Origin of the sequence: Streptomyces sp. RPA4-2 (assembly GCF_012273515.2) — a bacterium.
In the GTDB taxonomy this organism is placed as follows: domain Bacteria; phylum Actinomycetota; class Actinomycetes; order Streptomycetales; family Streptomycetaceae; genus Streptomyces; species Streptomyces kaempferi.
Genome location: NZ_CP050975.2, coordinates 6452444 through 6466905 on the forward strand (window position 1 = coordinate 6452444; position 14462 = coordinate 6466905).

At 70.6% G+C, this 14462-nt stretch carries 16 protein-coding genes; 15 read left to right on the plus strand and 1 reads right to left on the minus strand.

The window, feature by feature from the left end:
• Positions 1-122 precede the first annotated feature (122 nt).
• From rplS to HEP85_RS28410, 12 genes are all read left to right on the plus strand, one after another.
• Positions 123-473, plus strand: coding sequence for a 50S ribosomal protein L19 (gene rplS / locus HEP85_RS28355; protein WP_037741626.1), 351 nt, complete (start codon positions 123-125; stop codon positions 471-473).
• 45 nt (positions 474-518) lie between these two features.
• Positions 519-1316 carry a signal peptidase I gene (lepB, locus tag HEP85_RS28360; protein ID WP_369657872.1) on the plus strand — a complete coding sequence of 266 codons (798 nt, stop codon included), beginning with the start codon at positions 519-521 and terminating at the stop codon, positions 1314-1316.
• Positions 1309-2391, plus strand: coding sequence for a signal peptidase I (lepB, locus tag HEP85_RS28365; protein ID WP_168530435.1), 1083 nt, complete (start codon positions 1309-1311; stop codon positions 2389-2391). The genes lepB (HEP85_RS28360) and lepB (HEP85_RS28365) overlap by 8 nt, the downstream gene beginning before the upstream one ends.
• The gene (gene lepB / locus HEP85_RS28370; protein ID WP_168530436.1) at positions 2276-3220 is read left to right on the plus strand and encodes a signal peptidase I; all 945 of its coding nucleotides are present in this window, start codon (positions 2276-2278) and stop codon (positions 3218-3220) included. The genes lepB (HEP85_RS28365) and lepB (HEP85_RS28370) overlap by 116 nt, the downstream gene beginning before the upstream one ends.
• 81 nt (positions 3221-3301) lie before the next feature.
• Complete coding sequence (lepB, locus tag HEP85_RS28375; protein ID WP_168530437.1) at positions 3302-4048, plus strand: signal peptidase I; 747 nt, start codon at positions 3302-3304, stop codon at positions 4046-4048.
• Between the two features lie 133 nt (positions 4049-4181).
• Complete coding sequence (locus tag HEP85_RS28380; RefSeq protein ID WP_168534100.1) at positions 4182-4658, plus strand: NUDIX hydrolase; 477 nt, start codon at positions 4182-4184, stop codon at positions 4656-4658.
• A gap of 55 nt (positions 4659-4713) precedes the next feature.
• Positions 4714-5022, plus strand: a complete 309-nt coding sequence (locus HEP85_RS28385) for a DUF2469 domain-containing protein (RefSeq protein WP_003965949.1) — start codon at positions 4714-4716, stop codon at positions 5020-5022.
• Positions 5023-5185: 163 nt separating this feature from the next.
• Positions 5186-5557: a YraN family protein gene (locus HEP85_RS28390; RefSeq protein WP_168530438.1), complete on the plus strand. Its 372-nt coding sequence runs from the start codon at positions 5186-5188 to the stop codon at positions 5555-5557.
• The gene (locus HEP85_RS28395) at positions 5557-7182 is read left to right on the plus strand and encodes a YifB family Mg chelatase-like AAA ATPase (RefSeq protein WP_168530439.1); all 1626 of its coding nucleotides are present in this window, start codon (positions 5557-5559) and stop codon (positions 7180-7182) included. Before HEP85_RS28390 ends, HEP85_RS28395 begins: the two co-directional genes overlap by 1 nt.
• A 242-nt stretch (positions 7183-7424) precedes the next feature.
• Positions 7425-8492 (plus strand): DNA-processing protein DprA, encoded by a 1068-nt coding sequence (dprA, locus tag HEP85_RS28400; RefSeq protein WP_248002526.1) that lies wholly within the window; start codon positions 7425-7427, stop codon positions 8490-8492.
• A 271-nt stretch (positions 8493-8763) separates the two neighbouring features.
• Positions 8764-9606 carry an RNA polymerase sigma factor WhiG gene (gene whiG / locus HEP85_RS28405; RefSeq protein WP_168530441.1) on the plus strand — a complete coding sequence of 281 codons (843 nt, stop codon included), beginning with the start codon at positions 8764-8766 and terminating at the stop codon, positions 9604-9606.
• A gap of 134 nt (positions 9607-9740) precedes the next feature.
• Positions 9741-10298, plus strand: coding sequence for a TetR/AcrR family transcriptional regulator (locus HEP85_RS28410; RefSeq protein ID WP_168534102.1), 558 nt, complete (start codon positions 9741-9743; stop codon positions 10296-10298).
• Positions 10299-10564: 266 nt separating this feature from the next.
• On the opposite strand, the gene HEP85_RS28415 is transcribed toward HEP85_RS28410, so the two are convergent.
• Positions 10565-11236 carry a M23 family metallopeptidase gene (locus tag HEP85_RS28415; RefSeq protein WP_356012458.1) on the minus strand — a complete coding sequence of 224 codons (672 nt, stop codon included), beginning with the start codon at positions 11234-11236 and terminating at the stop codon, positions 10565-10567.
• A 270-nt stretch (positions 11237-11506) separates the two neighbouring features.
• Here HEP85_RS28415 and rpsB point away from each other — a divergent pair, with 270 nt between their 5' ends.
• The 3 genes from rpsB (at position 11507) to pyrH (ending at position 14336) form a co-directional block, all read left to right on the plus strand.
• Positions 11507-12454, plus strand: coding sequence for a 30S ribosomal protein S2 (gene rpsB, locus HEP85_RS28420; protein ID WP_168530442.1), 948 nt, complete (start codon positions 11507-11509; stop codon positions 12452-12454).
• A gap of 95 nt (positions 12455-12549) precedes the next feature.
• On the plus strand, positions 12550-13386 hold the full coding sequence (gene tsf, locus HEP85_RS28425; RefSeq protein ID WP_168530443.1) for a translation elongation factor Ts: 837 nt from the start codon (positions 12550-12552) through the stop codon (positions 13384-13386).
• 179 nt (positions 13387-13565) lie between these two features.
• Positions 13566-14336, plus strand: coding sequence for a UMP kinase (gene pyrH, locus HEP85_RS28430; protein WP_168530444.1), 771 nt, complete (start codon positions 13566-13568; stop codon positions 14334-14336).
• Positions 14337-14462: the final 126 nt, after the last annotated feature.

The following is a 14462-nucleotide window of genomic DNA, read 5'->3' on the forward strand; positions in this document are numbered from 1 at the left end:
TACGTCGTCCGGCGTGCGCCCCTGCCACAGGGGGACACGACGCCCGCCCCGACGCGGCAGCACTCTCCTGAAAACCCTTCTCCCGTCGATGACCTGTGGCATTGGCGAAGAAAGCAGATCCAATGTCTCACCTGCTCGACTCCGTCGACAGCGCCTCGCTGCGCACCGACATCCCGGCCTTCCGCCCGGGTGACACCGTCAACGTCCACGTGCGCGTCATCGAGGGCAACCGCTCCCGTGTGCAGCAGTTCAAGGGCGTCGTCATCCGTCGCCAGGGCGCCGGTGTCCGCGAGACCTTCACGGTCCGCAAGGTCTCCTTCTCGGTCGGCGTCGAGCGCACCTTCCCGGTGCACACCCCGATCGTCGAGAAGATCGAGCTCGTCACCCGCGGTGACGTGCGTCGCGCGAAGCTCTACTACCTCCGTGACCTGCGCGGCAAGGCCGCGAAGATCAAGGAGAAGCGCGACAACTGAGCTCGCGCGGAGGCTCATACGGACGCCGGATAACATCTGGCTCCGATGAACACCGAAGCACAGCACACGGAGCGCGACCGCTCCTCCCACCCCGCCGAGTCCGAGGAGATCTCGGGCACCCAGGGGCAGGAGGGACGGTCGCGTTTCGCGTTGCTGGACCGGGTCGCGCAGTGGCTCCCCGGCGGGCGGATCACCCTGACCGTGCTGGTCTGCCTCCTGTTCCTGGTCGGCTTCAGCACCTTCGTGATGCAGCCCTTCGAGATTCCCAGCAGCTCGATGGAGCGCGGATTGAGGATCGGGGACCGCGTTCTCGTAAATAAGTTGGCGTACCGTTTCGGTGCTGAGCCGCAGCGGGGAGACATCGTCGTGTTCGACGGCACCGGCTACTTCGGGAACGCCGACTACGTCAAACGCGTCGTCGGTGTGGGGGGAGACCATGTGGTCTGCTGCGACAAGGAGGGGAGGCTCGAGGTGAACGGCCGTTCGGTCGACGAGTCGACGTTTCTGTATCCCGGGGACAGCCCGTCGGAGGTGCCCTTCGACGTCGTCGTGCCCACCGGCAGTCTGTTCCTCCTGGGCGACCACCGCAGCGACTCCAGCGACTCCCGGGACCACCTGGGGTCCCCCGGGGGCGGCATGATCCCCGTCGGCGACGTCATCGGCCGCGCCGACTGGATCGCCTGGCCCTCGGACGACCGGGCCCGGCTGAGACGCCCCGGCGCCTACGCGCGCGTGCCGGCCGCGGAGGCCGACTGGATCGCCTGGCCCTCGGACGACCGGGCCCGGCTGAGACGCCCCGGCGCCTACGCGCGCGTGCCGGCCGCGGACGGTGCCCATGGGTAACCGCGGAAGGCCGCGCGGAGTCTCCGAAAGCGCGGCCGACAACCTGCTGCCCACCGGGACACGGCGTGCCTCCGGCGGCGCGGTACGCCCCGGCCGCGCCGAGCGCCGCAAGCTCCAGCGCAAGGTGAAGCGACGACGGCGGCGCTCCGCGGTCAAGGAGATCCCGCTTCTCGTCGGCGTCGCGGTGCTCATAGCCCTGGTCCTCAAGACCTTCCTCGTCCAGGCCTTCGTCATCCCCTCGGGTTCCATGGAGAGCACGATCCAGATCGGCGACCGGGTGCTCGTCGACAAGTTCACGCCATGGTTCGGCTCCAAGCCGCAGCGCGGTGACGTCGTCGTCTTCAAGGACCCCGGGGACTGGCTGGCCGGGGAGAAGACCACCAAGAAGAACGACCCTGTCGTCATCAAGCAGGTCAAGGAGGGGCTGACCCAGATCGGTCTGCTGCCCTCCGACAACGACAAGGACCTCATCAAGCGGGTCGTCGCGGTCGGCGGCGACACCGTCAAGTGCTGCGACACGCAGGGGCGCGTCACGGTCAACGGCATGCCGCTCGAGGAGCCGTACATACACGCCGACAACAAACCGTCGGATTTCCCCTTCGAGGAGACCGTCCCCAAGGGCCGCCTCTGGGTCATGGGCGATCATCGGGCCAACTCGGCCGACTCCAGGTACCACCGCAAGGAGAAGTACGGCGGTACCGTCTCCGAGAAGTCCGTCGTCGGCAGAGCCATGGTCATCGCGTGGCCCTTCGGGCACTGGACCCGCCTGAAGGAGCCGGACACGTACGCGTCGGTGCCGAGCGGGTCGACCACGGCCATGGGACCGTCGCATAGGGTGGCGTCCGCGGATCTCAATGGATTGATCCCGCTCCCGAGCCCTGCGGAACTCCCGCTCGTTATGGGAGTGGTGGGCCTGCGCCGGATCCGGGGCAGGCGGCGGCACGGAGTGAGGAGTGGATGTGGGGGATTTGGCGGTCGGCGCACGATCCGGACACGATGGCCCCGAGGAACAGCCGGAGCGAACCGACGGATCGGCCACCCCGGCCACGAACGAGGTCGTCGCCACCGGGAGTGAATCCGGGGACGGCGGCGGTACGAAGGAGCACGGCGAGCAGGACGAGAAGCCCAAGAATCCGCGTTCCTTCTGGAAGGAACTGCCGCTCCTCATCGGTATCGCACTGGTCCTCGCGCTGCTGATCAAGACCTTCCTGGTACAGGCGTTCTCGATCCCCTCGGACTCGATGCAGAACACCCTCCAGCAGGGCGACCGCGTACTGGTCGACAAGCTCACACCGTGGTTCGGCTCGGAGCCCTCACGCGGCGAGGTCGTCGTCTTCCACGACCCCGACAACTGGCTGGCGGGCGAGCCGACGCCCAACCCGAACGCCGTGCAGCAGGTCCTCAGCAAGATCGGCCTGATGCCGTCCGCGGACGAGAAGGACCTCATCAAGCGGGTCATCGGTGTCGCCGGCGACACGATCGAGTGCGAGAACTCCGGCCCGCTGACGGTCAACGGCAAGGCGCTCAACGAGACGTACGTGTACGCCGGGAACACGCCGTGCAGCGTCGACGACCAGGGCGGCCAGTTCAAGGTGACGGTACCCGCGGGCAAAATCTGGGTCATGGGCGACCACCGGCAGAACTCGCTGGACTCCCGCTACCACCAGCAGGACAAGTACCAGGGCTTCGTGCCCGTGGGCAACGTCGTGGGCCGCGCCATCGTGATCGCCTGGCCGCCCACCCGCTGGAACACGCTGCCGATCCCCGACACCTTCGACCAGAACCTCAGCGCGGCCGCCCCGGGCGCCCTGGGACTGGCCGGCGCGGCGCCGCTGGTGCTGTGGCGCAGGCGTCGCCTTACCGCCGGAAACCCCAGGGTTTCTGGCCGGGGTACCGCCGGGTAGGGTGCCGTCCCAGATCGCCGATCTTCCGCGGGCCGTACCCAGGACCGCGGGGTCGATTCTCCGAGTCGGGGGAGCACTGGGATGAGCAGGACGTCAGGTCGTACGGACGAGGGCCACGGTCGGCTCGGCAGCGTGCTGTCGGGACTGGCCGTGGCCCTCGGCTGTGTGCTCTTCCTCGGCGGCTTCGCCTGGGGCGCCGTCGTCTATCAGCCGTACACCGTGCCGACCGAGTCGATGGTGCCGACCATCAAGGTCGGCGACCGCATCCTGGCGGAGCGGATAGACGGCAATGACGTCAAGCGCGGTGACGTCATCGTCTTCAAGCAGAAGAGCTGGGGCGACATGCTGATCGTCAAGCGGGTCGTCGCGGTCGGCGGTGACACCGTCGCCTGCTGCACGAACGGCAAGCTGACCGTCAACGACAAGAAGATCGACGAACCGTATCTCCCCAAGGGGCAGGCCGCCGAGACGAACCGGATCCCGACCGTCGAGGTCCCCAAGGGACGACTCTTCCTGCTCGGTGACGAGCGCAGCGGCTCACTGGACTCGACGGCGCACCTCACCGAGGCCTTCAACGGCACGGTGTCGCGCGCCGCGGTGAAGGGCCGCGTAGACGCCGTCGCCTGGCCCATGAAGGGCATGCTGAAGCGCCCCACGGGCTTCGAGACGCTCGGCGGGATCTCGACGCCGGGTCCGCTGCGGCCGATCCTGACCGCGGTGATGGCGGGCGCGGTGCTCGTGCTGGGCGGGGCGGCGTACGGCCCGGTCGCCAAGCGCCTGGGGCGGCGGCGTGGCCGGGGGCGGACGGAGCCGGTCGGTGTCGGCTGAGCCGCCCGGACAGGCCGGACAGGCCGGGCAGGCCGGCCCGCCCGGGGCGTCACCCGGGCCAGCCGTGTCGTCGGAACGGACCTCGGGCGCGGACCCGGGTGCGGACCTTGGTGCGGACTCGTACGCCGGCGGACTGCGGAAAGTCGCCAGGGTGGTGCTCCTCGACGCACAGGAGCGCATCCTGCTGCTGCACGGTCATGAGCCGGACGATCCCGCGGACGACTGGTGGTTCACGCCCGGCGGTGGCCTGGAGGGCGACGAGACCCGCGAGGAGGCCGCGCTGCGGGAACTCGTCGAGGAGACCGGCATCACCGACGTCGAACTGGGCCCGGTGCTGTGGCGGCGAACATGTTCCTTCCCCTTCGCGGGACGCCGCTGGGACCAGGACGAATGGTACTTCCTGGCCCGTACGACCCAGACGGGAACCGTCGCCGCCGGGCTGACGGAGCTGGAACGGCGAAGTGTCGCCGGAGCACGCTGGTGGACGTGCCGGGAACTGACCGAGGCACATGAGACGGTGTATCCGACCAGGCTCGCCGAGCTGCTGCGCAGGCTGCTCGACGAGGGTCCCCCGGCCAGGCCCGAGGTCCTCGACACCGAAATCGTCTAGGGGCTCGCGGGGCTGGCGCACAATAGGGGGACGCACGGCTGAAGGGGAACATGCCATGAGCGCCGAGGACCTCGAGAAGTACGAGACCGAGATGGAGCTGAAGCTCTATCGGGAGTACCGCGATGTCGTCGGTCTGTTCAAATACGTGATCGAGACCGAACGGCGCTTCTACCTCACCAACGACTACGAGATGCAGGTGCACTCGGTCCAGGGCGAGGTTTTCTTCGAGGTGTCCATGGCGGATGCCTGGGTGTGGGACATGTACCGGCCCGCGCGCTTCGTGAAACAGGTGCGGGTGCTCACATTCAAGGACGTGAACATCGAGGAGCTGAACAAGAGCGATCTGGAGCTGCCCGGCGGTTGACCGCCCCGGTGGATCCGATGATCGCGTGAGTGCGACCGGCGGCCGCCGACGGGCGATGATCACTCGTGAGGGTGATGGAGTTGTCCCCAGTCGGCCGCCTGTCCACCAAGATCCAACAGCGGGCGGGGACGGCCGCAATGTGGGCGCCGGAGGTGGTGCCGACATGAAGACGTCCAAGGCACGCAACGCACTCGGCAGGTACGGCGAGGATCTGGCCGCGCGGCGGCTGACCGGGGCCGGAATGACCGTCCTGGCGCGCAACTGGCGCGCCGGCAGGACCGGTGAGATCGACATCGTGGCCCGGGACGGCGACGCGCTCGTCGTCTGCGAGGTCAAGACACGCAGGACGGGGGCGTTCGAGCACCCGATGGCGGCCGTCACCCCGGCCAAGGCACAGCGCCTGCGCGGCCTGGCGGAGCGCTGGCTCCAGGAACACGGCGGGGCACCGCCCGGCGGTGTCCGCATCGACCTGATCGGTGTCCTCCTCCCCGACCGCGGCGCACCCGTGGTCGAGCACGCCCGGGGGGTGGCCTGATGGGGTTCGCGCGTACGTGCTCGGTGGCCCTCGTCGGCGTCGAGGGCGTCGTGGTGGAGGTCCAGGCGGACCTGGAGCCGGGCGTCGCGGCGTTCACCCTGGTCGGCCTCCCCGACAAGAGCCTGTCGGAGAGCAGGGACCGGGTCCGCGCGGCAGTGGTGAACTCCGGCGCGGTGTGGCCCCAGAAAAAGCTCACCGTGGGCCTGAGCCCGGCCTCGGTGCCCAAGGGCGGCAGCGGGTTCGACCTCGCCGTCGCCTGCGCGGTCCTGGGTGCCGCGGAGCGGATCGATCCCCGGGTGCTCTCCGACATCGTGATGATCGGCGAGCTCGGACTCGACGGGCGGGTCCGGCCGGTGCGGGGAGTGCTGCCCGCCGTCCTCGCCGCGGCGGACGCGGGGTACGAACAGGTGGTGGTGCCCGAGTGCGCGGCCGCCGAGGCCACCCTGGTGCCGGGGATCTCCGTGCTCGGCGTGCGCAGCCTGGGCCAGCTGATCGCCGTGCTCACCGACGAGCCGGTCCCCGAGGAGGATCCCGACGAAGCGGGCCGCCCCAGTCCGCTGATGGCCGGCCTGCGCCTGCCGGGCACCGGCGCGGCCACCGGCATGCACGGCGCGGGCGGCGCCCAGCACGACCACGGCCACGACCTCGCCGACGTCGTCGGCCAGCGCTCCGCGCGCACCGCCGTGGAGGTCGCGGCGGCAGGCGGACACCACCTCTTCCTGGAGGGCCCACCAGGAGCGGGCAAGACGATGCTCGCCGAGCGGCTGCCCGCCGTCCTGCCACCGCTCACCAGGGGCGAGTCCCTGGAGGTCACAGCCGTCCACTCGGTCGCCGGCCTGCTGCCACCGGGCAAACCCCTGGTCGACACCGCCCCATACTGCGCGCCCCACCACTCGGCGACCATGCAGGCCCTCGTCGGGGGAGGCCAGGGAATCGCACGACCGGGCGCGGTGTCGCTCGCCCACCGGGGAGTGCTCTTCCTCGACGAGACCCCGGAATTCAGCGGCCAGGCCCTCGACGCGCTGCGCCAGCCCCTGGAGGCGGGACACGTGGTGATCGCGCGCAGCGCGGGGGTGGTGCGGTTTCCGGCGCGGTTCCTGATGGTGCTCGCGGCGAACCCCTGCCCGTGCGGGCGCTTCTCGCAGCGGGACGACCTGTGCGACTGCCCACCCTCCGCGATCCGCCGCTATCAGGCCAGGCTCTCCGGCCCGCTGCTCGACCGGGTCGATCTACGCGTCGAGGTGGACCGCGTCACACGCTCCGAGCTGACCGGGCGCGGGGCGCGGGGCGAATCCACGGAGACCGTCGCCGCCCGCGTACAAGCGGCCAGAGAACGGGCCGCGGCACGGCTGGCGGGCACCCCTTGGCGGACGAACAGCGAGGTTCCGGGCCGTGAACTGCGCAGCCGGTGGCACGCGTCGCCGGGCGCGCTGGACGAGGCGGAGCGGAGCCTGGATCGGGGCGTGCTGAGCGCCCGGGGCCTCGACCGGGTGCTGCGCGTCGCCTGGACCGTCGCGGACCTCGTGGGGCACGACCGGCCCGACGCGACGGATGTCGCCCTCGCGCTGCAACTGCGCACCGGCGTGCCGCGCGGGGTACCGATGGCGATCGGCGCGCTGTCGTGAACCACGACGGCCCGCCCGGGGAGAGCACGGGCCAGGAAGTCAGGAGCCGGGAAGGCGCACGCGGAGAGTACAGGCGTCGGGAAGGTGCAGGCGGAGAGGACACGTGTCGGGAAGGCGCACGCCGAGAGGACAGGAGCCGGGAAGGCGCGCACCGGCAGGATCCGGTCCGTGCGGCCGAGCGCACGCACCGGGCATTTCTCGCCCGCGTCGCCGAACCGGGCGACGAGGTCTTCGGGCGCTGGATCCGTGAGGCAGGGGCGGAGCGGGCCGTCCGGGGGCTCCTGGACGGCGGGGAGCGGCCGCGGGGGGTGACGGACGGGAGATGGGCGGGACTGCGGGCGCGGGCCGAGCGGGCCGACCCGGAGCGGGACCTCGCGGACGCCCGTGCGGCCGGAATCCGGTTCGTGTGCCCGGGGGACTCCGAGTGGCCCGCACAGCTCGACGACCTCGGGGACGGCCGTCCCGTCGGACTCTGGGTACGAGGACGCCCCAGCCTGCGGATGTGGGCGCTGCGGTCCGTCGCCCTCGTCGGAGCGCGGGCCTGTACGGAGTACGGCGCCCACATGGCGGCCACCCTCGGCGCCGGGCTGGCCGAGCGCGGGTGGGTGGTGGTGTCGGGCGGCGCCTACGGCGTGGACGGCGCCGCGCACCGCGGCGCACTGGCGGCGGGCGGGGCCACCGTCGCCGTGCTGGCCTGCGGAGTCGACCGGCCCTATCCCCGGGGACACACCGAGTTGATCACCAGAATCGCCGAACAGGGCCTGGTCGTCGGCGAGTTACCGCCGGGAGAGCATCCCACGCCGAGCAGGTTCATCCTCCGCAACCGGGTCATCGCGGCGCTCACCCGGGGGACCGTGGTCGTCGAGGCCGCCTATCGCAGTGGCGCCCTGGTCACGGCGCGCGCCGCGCAGCGGCTGGGCAGGTTCGCGATGGGCGTGCCCGGCCCTGTCACCAGCGGGTTGTCGGCCGGGGTGCATGAACTGCTGCGGGGGGAGGCGATGCTGGTCACCGACGCCGCGGAAGTCGCGGAACTGGTCGGCGACATGGGTGAGCTGGCCCCGGACCGGCGAGGGCCCGTGCTGCCGCGCGACCTGCTGGACCCGGGTGCCGGACGGGTGCTCGCCGCGCTGCCGGCCCGCGGACTGGCGGGAGCGGAGGAGATCGCCCGCGGGGCCGGAACCACGACGGACGACGCGGTCGGGAGACTGTACGAACTCCGCTCGCTCGGGTTCGTCGAACGACACGGCGACGGCTGGAAGTTGACACGCCAGATGATGATCCCGGTCCACGATGATCGTCGCGGGTGCTGACCGAGCGTGTTCGGCCGTCCGGGCGAACGCCGACACCCTTGGCAATACCCGCAGTTGGCGTCTGCGGACGGTCACGGACGGCGACGAGGGCGACCGACGCAAACGCTCAGCGGAACGTATCTGCGCATCGCCCGCCCCCGGCCCTTCGCGCACTGCGACACTCCAGTCACGCTACGCTCACCTGGGTTCCGACGCAGACGCGCAACTCGGCATCAGAGCGACAGCTCACCCAGGCACCCCCAGTTCACGGCAGAACGGCACAAGGCGACGAATGCCCCAGCACACCTCCGGGTCCGATCGGGCGGCGATCCCCCCAGCCGCCCGCGACGGCGGTAGCAGGCGGCCGCCCGCTCCCACGACGCTCGACGAGCTGTGGCGGTCGTACAAGACGACGGGTGACGAGCGACTGCGCGAGCAGCTGATCCTGCACTACTCGCCCCTGGTCAAGTACGTCGCGGGACGGGTCAGCGTGGGCCTGCCGGCCAATGTGGAGCAGGCGGACTTCGTCTCCTCGGGCGTGTTCGGGCTGATCGACGCGATCGAGAAGTTCGACATCGAACGGGAGATCAAGTTCGAGACGTACGCGATCACGCGCATCCGGGGCGCGATGATCGACGAGCTGCGCGCCCTGGACTGGATCCCGCGCTCCGTGCGGCAGAAGGCGCGCAACGTGGAACGGGCGTACGCGACGCTGGAGGCCCGACTGAGACGCACGCCGTCGGAGGGCGAGGTGGCCTCCGAGATGGGGATCGCGGTGGAGGATCTCCACGCCGTCTTCAGTCAGTTGTCCCTGGCCAACGTGGTGGCCCTCGAGGAACTCCTGCATGTCGGCGGCGAGGGCGGCGACCGGCTGAGCCTGATGGACACCCTGGAGGACACGGCGGCCGACAACCCGGTCGAGGTGGCCGAGGACCGGGAGCTGCGGAGATTCCTTGCGCGGGCCATCAACACACTGCCCGACCGGGAGAAGACCGTGGTCACGCTCTACTACTACGAGGGCCTCACGCTCGCGGAGATCGGGAACGTCCTCGGAGTGACCGAGAGCCGGGTGAGCCAGATCCACACCAAGTCGGTACTGCAGCTGCGCGCGAAGCTCGCCAGTTTCGGACGCTGATCCGGAGCGCGGCGCGGGTGCTGAATCGTCCCTTCGACATCAGGACCGTTATTCCTCCAGGTGGTGGGAGTGGCTGCCGTCATCCGCGGTCCGTCCGTAAAGTGGAGGGCGTGCCAAGGATTCGAGCGGCCTCCGTGGCCGAGCACCGGTCGATGCAGCGAGCCGCCCTGCTGGACGCGGCCCGGTCCCTGCTGTCCGAGGGCGGGACGGAAGCGCTGACCTTCCCCGCCCTCGCCGAGCGGACGGGCCTGGCGCGGTCGTCCGTCTACGAGTACTTCCGGTCCCGCGCCGCCGTGGTCGAAGAGCTGTGCGAGGTCGACTTCCCCGTGTGGGCGGCCGAGGTCGAGGCGGTGATGGCCGCGGCCGACGGGCCCGAGGGCAAGGTCGAGGCCTACGTCCGGCAGCAACTGGCCCTCGTCGGGGACCGGCGGCACCGGGCCGTGGTGGCCATCTCCGCGAGTGAGCTCGACGCCGGGGCCCGCGAGAAGATCCGCGCGGCGCACGGTGGCCTCGTCGCGATGATCGCGGAGGCGCTCCGGGACATGGGCCACGCCGAACCGAGACTGGCCGCGATGCTGCTCCAGGGCGTCGTCGACGCGGCGGTACGGCGGATCGAACTGGGAGCGGCGGAGGACCCCGACGCGATTACGGACGCGGCCGTCACGATGGCCCTGCGGGGCGTGCGCGGCTGAACCTCGGTCCCCTCCCCCCTCCCCCCTCCCCCCGCCCCCTTCCCGCCCCCGCCGCGCGCGCCTGCCCCCTCCCGCACACCCGTCGCGTCCCGCGCGACTACCCACCACCCGCGCGCCCCGCGCCCTGCTACGCCTCCGCGCGCCTGCCAAGTTTCACGGGCCCACCGGTGCCGTCCCGACGGCAAGCGCGCCCGTGCCCGCGCCCGCTCCTGTGCCCGCTCCCGTGCCCGCTCCCGCTCCCGCTCCTGTGCCTGTGCCGGAGGCGGTCATGGCTGTCTGCGTGCTGTCGGTACCGGCAGTAGCCGGGACGGGGCGCGGTGCAGCAGCCATGACGGGAGCAGGGAGAGCGGGTCGAGGTAGGTCCGGTCTCGCAGAAGGCCCCAGTGGAGGCAGCTCGTGGGGCAGTGGGAGCCGTCCGCTTCGAGGGTGCCCAGTACCTCGCCGGCGGCCACCTCGTCGCCCTTTCTCACCGTGGCCCGTACCGGGGTGAAGGTGGTCCGCAGGGGTGGGTCGCCGGTGCCCGCCAACTCGACGGCGACCGCTCCGCGGCCCGCGACGCGGCCGGCGAAGGAGACCCGGCCCGGTGCGACGGACCGGACCGGGGCGCCCGGGGCCGCCGCGAGGTCCACGCCCCGGTGGCCGCGACCGTAGGGCGTCGCCGGGGGCTGCCAGGCCCGCAGGACCGACGGGCGCGTGCCCACCGGCCAGAGGCGGGCGACCGCCGGGACCTGCGCGTCGGCGTCCGGCGGCTCCGCGGGGACCGGAGGCGCGGGGCCGTTCGGCCGGGACGAGGAGGTCCGGGCGGCCAGGGCGACCGGCGATGGGGCCGGCGCGGCGTGCACGGCCGGCATGGCCGAGACGGCCGGCACGGCGAGTGCGGCCGCCGTGATTCCCGGCAGCAACTCCAGCCACGTACGCACATATCGTTTCGCTCGCATGCGAGAACGGTCCCGCATCGGGCGGATCTTGGCGGGGGCCTGTGGACCACCGGCCGGTTGTGGACAGCGGCGTCACCCCGCACCTCGCGGGTCCCGTACACTTCTCGTGGCGATCCGGGTCACCGGGTCGACTTCGCACGCCCCGACACGCGGTCATCAAAAGCCGGTGTCAGCGCCCCTCGGTCCCTCGTGGCAAGGCGCATCGCGGGCGTCAGGCGCGAGTGCCGTCCGGCACACGCGGCACAACCGAGAACACCAAGGAGAACGGCCATGGCCGTCGTCACGATGCGGGAGCTGCTGGAAAGCGGCGTCCACTTCGGTCACCAGACCCGTCGTTGGAACCCGAAGATGAAGCGCTTCATCTTCACGGAGCGCAACGGCATCTACATCATCGACCTGCTCCAGTCGCTGTCGTACATCGACCGCGCCTACGAGTTCGTCAAGGAGACCGTCGCCCACGGCGGCACGGTCATGTTCGTCGGCACGAAGAAGCAGGCGCAGGAGGCCATCGCCGAGCAGGCCACCCGCGTCGGCATGCCCTACGTCAACCAGCGCTGGCTGGGCGGCATGCTCACCAACTTCTCGACCGTCTACAAGCGTCTGCAGCGCCTCAAGGAGCTCGAGCAGATCGACTTCGAGGACGTCGCCGCTTCGGGTCTCACCAAGAAGGAGCTTCTCGTGCTCTCGCGCGAGAAGGCCAAGCTGGAGAAGACCCTCGGTGGTATCCGCGAGATGCAGAAGGTGCCCAGCGCCGTCTGGATCGTGGACACCAAGAAGGAGCACATCGCGGTCGGCGAGGCCCGGAAGCTCAACATCCCGGTCGTCGCCATCCTCGACACCAACTGTGACCCCGACGAGGTCGACTACAAGATCCCGGGCAACGACGACGCGATCCGCTCCGTCACCCTGCTCACCCGCGTGATCGCCGACGCCGTCGCCGAGGGCCTCATCTCCCGTTCCGGCGCCGGCAAGGCCGCCGAGGGTGACAAGGCCGCTGGCGAGCCGCTGGCCGCGTGGGAGCGCGACCTGCTCGAGGGCGAGAAGAAGGCCGACGAGCCCGAGGTCCAGACCTCCGCCGAGACGGAGAAGGTCGCCGACGCCGAGCAGGCCGAGGCTCCCGTCGCCGAGGCCGAGGCCGTCGAGGCTGCCGCCGAGACCCCCGCCGAGGCCGTCGAGGCTGCCGCCGAGACCCCCGCCGCGGACGCCGAGCAGGCCTGACCCCTCACCCCTTCGGGTCACGGACGGCGGGGGCACACCAAGCCCCCGCCGTCCGGCCCGTAGATCTTCAGACTTCGAGAGAGATTCCAGGAATCATGGCGAACTACACCGCCGCCGACGTCAAGAAGCTCCGTGAGCTCACCGGCGCAGGCATGATGGACTGCAAGAAGGCGCTGGACGAGGCCGACGGCAACGTCGACAGGGCCGTCGAGGAACTGCGCATCAAGGGCCAGAAGGGCGTCGCCAAGCGCGAGGGCCGCTCCGCCGAGAACGGCGCCGTGGTCTCCGTCATCGCCGACGACAACACCTCCGGTGTCCTGGTCGAGCTGAAGTGCGAGACGGACTTCGTCGCCAAGGGCGAGAAGTTCCAGGCCGTCGCCGCCCAGATCGCCGACCACGTCACCAAGACCTCCCCGGCCGACCTCGAGGCCCTCCTGGGCTCCGAGATCGAGCCCGGCAAGACGGTTCAGGCGTTCGTCGACGAGGCCAACGCCAACCTGGGCGAGAAGATCGTCCTGGACCGCTTCGCCCAGTTCTCCGGTGCCTACGTGACCGCGTACATGCACCGCACCATGCCCGACCTGCCCCCGCAGATCGGTGTCCTGGTCGAGCTGGACAAGGCCAACGCCGAGCTCGCCAAGGGTGTCGCCCAGCACATCGCGGCCTTCGCCCCGAAGTACCTCTCCCGGGAGGACGTCCCGGCCGAGGTCGTCGAGTCCGAGCGCCGCGTGGCCGAGGAGACGACCCGCGCCGAGGGCAAGCCCGAGGCCGCCCTCCCGAAGATCGTCGAGGGTCGCGTCAACGCCTTCTTCAAGGAGGCCACCCTGCTGGGCCAGCCCTACGCGCTGGACCAGAAGAAGTCCGTCCAGCAGGTTCTGGACGAGGCCGGTGTCGCCCTGAAGCGCTTCGCGCGCATCAAGGTCGGCATCTGAGTCCGTACAGCGATCGACGCGCGACCCCTATAGGGTCGACAGCAGTCGTCCGCGTACGTCGGCACGCGCGTGTGCGTGCCGGACGACAGCAGATCTGACGAGGAGGCCATTGCCGAGCATGGGAGCCAACACCCCACCGGCAATGGCCTTCTTCGTATGTGCACCATGAGGAGATCTCCATGACCAGCACCCAGGCCGACAAAGGCGAGAAGACCGACGACGGCAAAGGCGCCGGACGCTTCATGCTGAAGCTTTCCGGTGAGGCGTTCGCCGGTGGCGGCGGACTGGGCGTCGATCCCGACGTGGTGCACAAGATCGCCCGCGAGATCGCGGCCGTCGTGCGCGGGGGCGCCCAGATCGCCGTCGTCATCGGCGGCGGCAACTTCTTCCGCGGCGCCGAACTCCAGCAGCGCGGCATGGACCGGGCACGCTCCGACTACATGGGCATGCTCGGCACGGTGATGAACTGCCTCGCCCTCCAGGACTTCCTGGAGAAGGAGGGCATCGACAGCCGCGTGCAGACCGCCATCACCATGGGACAGGTCGCCGAGCCGTACATCCCGCTGCGCGCCGTACGGCACCTGGAGAAGGGCCGTGTGGTCATCTTCGGCGCCGGTATGGGCATGCCCTACTTCTCCACCGACACCACGGCCGCCCAGCGTGCCCTGGAGATCGACGCCGAGGCCCTGCTGATGGGCAAGAACGGTGTGGACGGGGTCTACGACTCCGACCCCAAGACCCACCCCGAGGCCGTCAAGTTCGACTCGCTCAGCTACGGCGAGGTCATCACCCGCGACCTCAAGGTCGCCGACATGACCGCCATCACGCTGTGCCGTGACAACAAGCTGCCGATCCTGGTCTTCGAGCTCCTGGCGGAGGGCAATATCGCGCGGGCCGTCAAGGGTGAGAAGATCGGCACACTCGTGGGTGACCCGAGCGGCCGGGCCTGACCCGGGACGGACCCTGACCGGGGGATGGACAATGTCCTGCCGGTCCGGAACCGTGCAGGAACAAGACGCGACGCAGCCGGCTGCCACCCCGACGAGGAACAGCTGCCGGGCCTACTCAAGACACGC

What these genes read in the sequence shown, in the direction of transcription:
- rplS (WP_037741626.1), top strand. Translation starts at nt 123, where the DNA reads ATGTCTCACCTGCTCGACTCCGTCGACAGCGCCTCGCTGCGCACCGAC.
- lepB (WP_369657872.1), top strand. Translation starts at nt 519, where the DNA reads ATGAACACCGAAGCACAGCACACGGAGCGCGACCGCTCCTCCCACCCC.
- lepB (WP_168530435.1), top strand. Translation starts at nt 1,309, where the DNA reads ATGGGTAACCGCGGAAGGCCGCGCGGAGTCTCCGAAAGCGCGGCCGAC.
- lepB (WP_168530437.1), top strand. Translation starts at nt 3,302, where the DNA reads ATGAGCAGGACGTCAGGTCGTACGGACGAGGGCCACGGTCGGCTCGGC.
- HEP85_RS28385 (WP_003965949.1), top strand. Translation starts at nt 4,714, where the DNA reads ATGAGCGCCGAGGACCTCGAGAAGTACGAGACCGAGATGGAGCTGAAG.
- HEP85_RS28390 (WP_168530438.1), top strand. Translation starts at nt 5,186, where the DNA reads ATGAAGACGTCCAAGGCACGCAACGCACTCGGCAGGTACGGCGAGGAT.
- HEP85_RS28395 (WP_168530439.1), top strand. Translation starts at nt 5,557, where the DNA reads ATGGGGTTCGCGCGTACGTGCTCGGTGGCCCTCGTCGGCGTCGAGGGC.
- whiG (WP_168530441.1), top strand. Translation starts at nt 8,764, where the DNA reads ATGCCCCAGCACACCTCCGGGTCCGATCGGGCGGCGATCCCCCCAGCC.
- HEP85_RS28415 (WP_356012458.1), bottom strand. Translation starts at nt 11,236, where the DNA reads ATGCGAGCGAAACGATATGTGCGTACGTGGCTGGAGTTGCTGCCGGGA.
- rpsB (WP_168530442.1), top strand. Translation starts at nt 11,507, where the DNA reads ATGGCCGTCGTCACGATGCGGGAGCTGCTGGAAAGCGGCGTCCACTTC.
- tsf (WP_168530443.1), top strand. Translation starts at nt 12,550, where the DNA reads ATGGCGAACTACACCGCCGCCGACGTCAAGAAGCTCCGTGAGCTCACC.
- pyrH (WP_168530444.1), top strand. Translation starts at nt 13,566, where the DNA reads ATGACCAGCACCCAGGCCGACAAAGGCGAGAAGACCGACGACGGCAAA.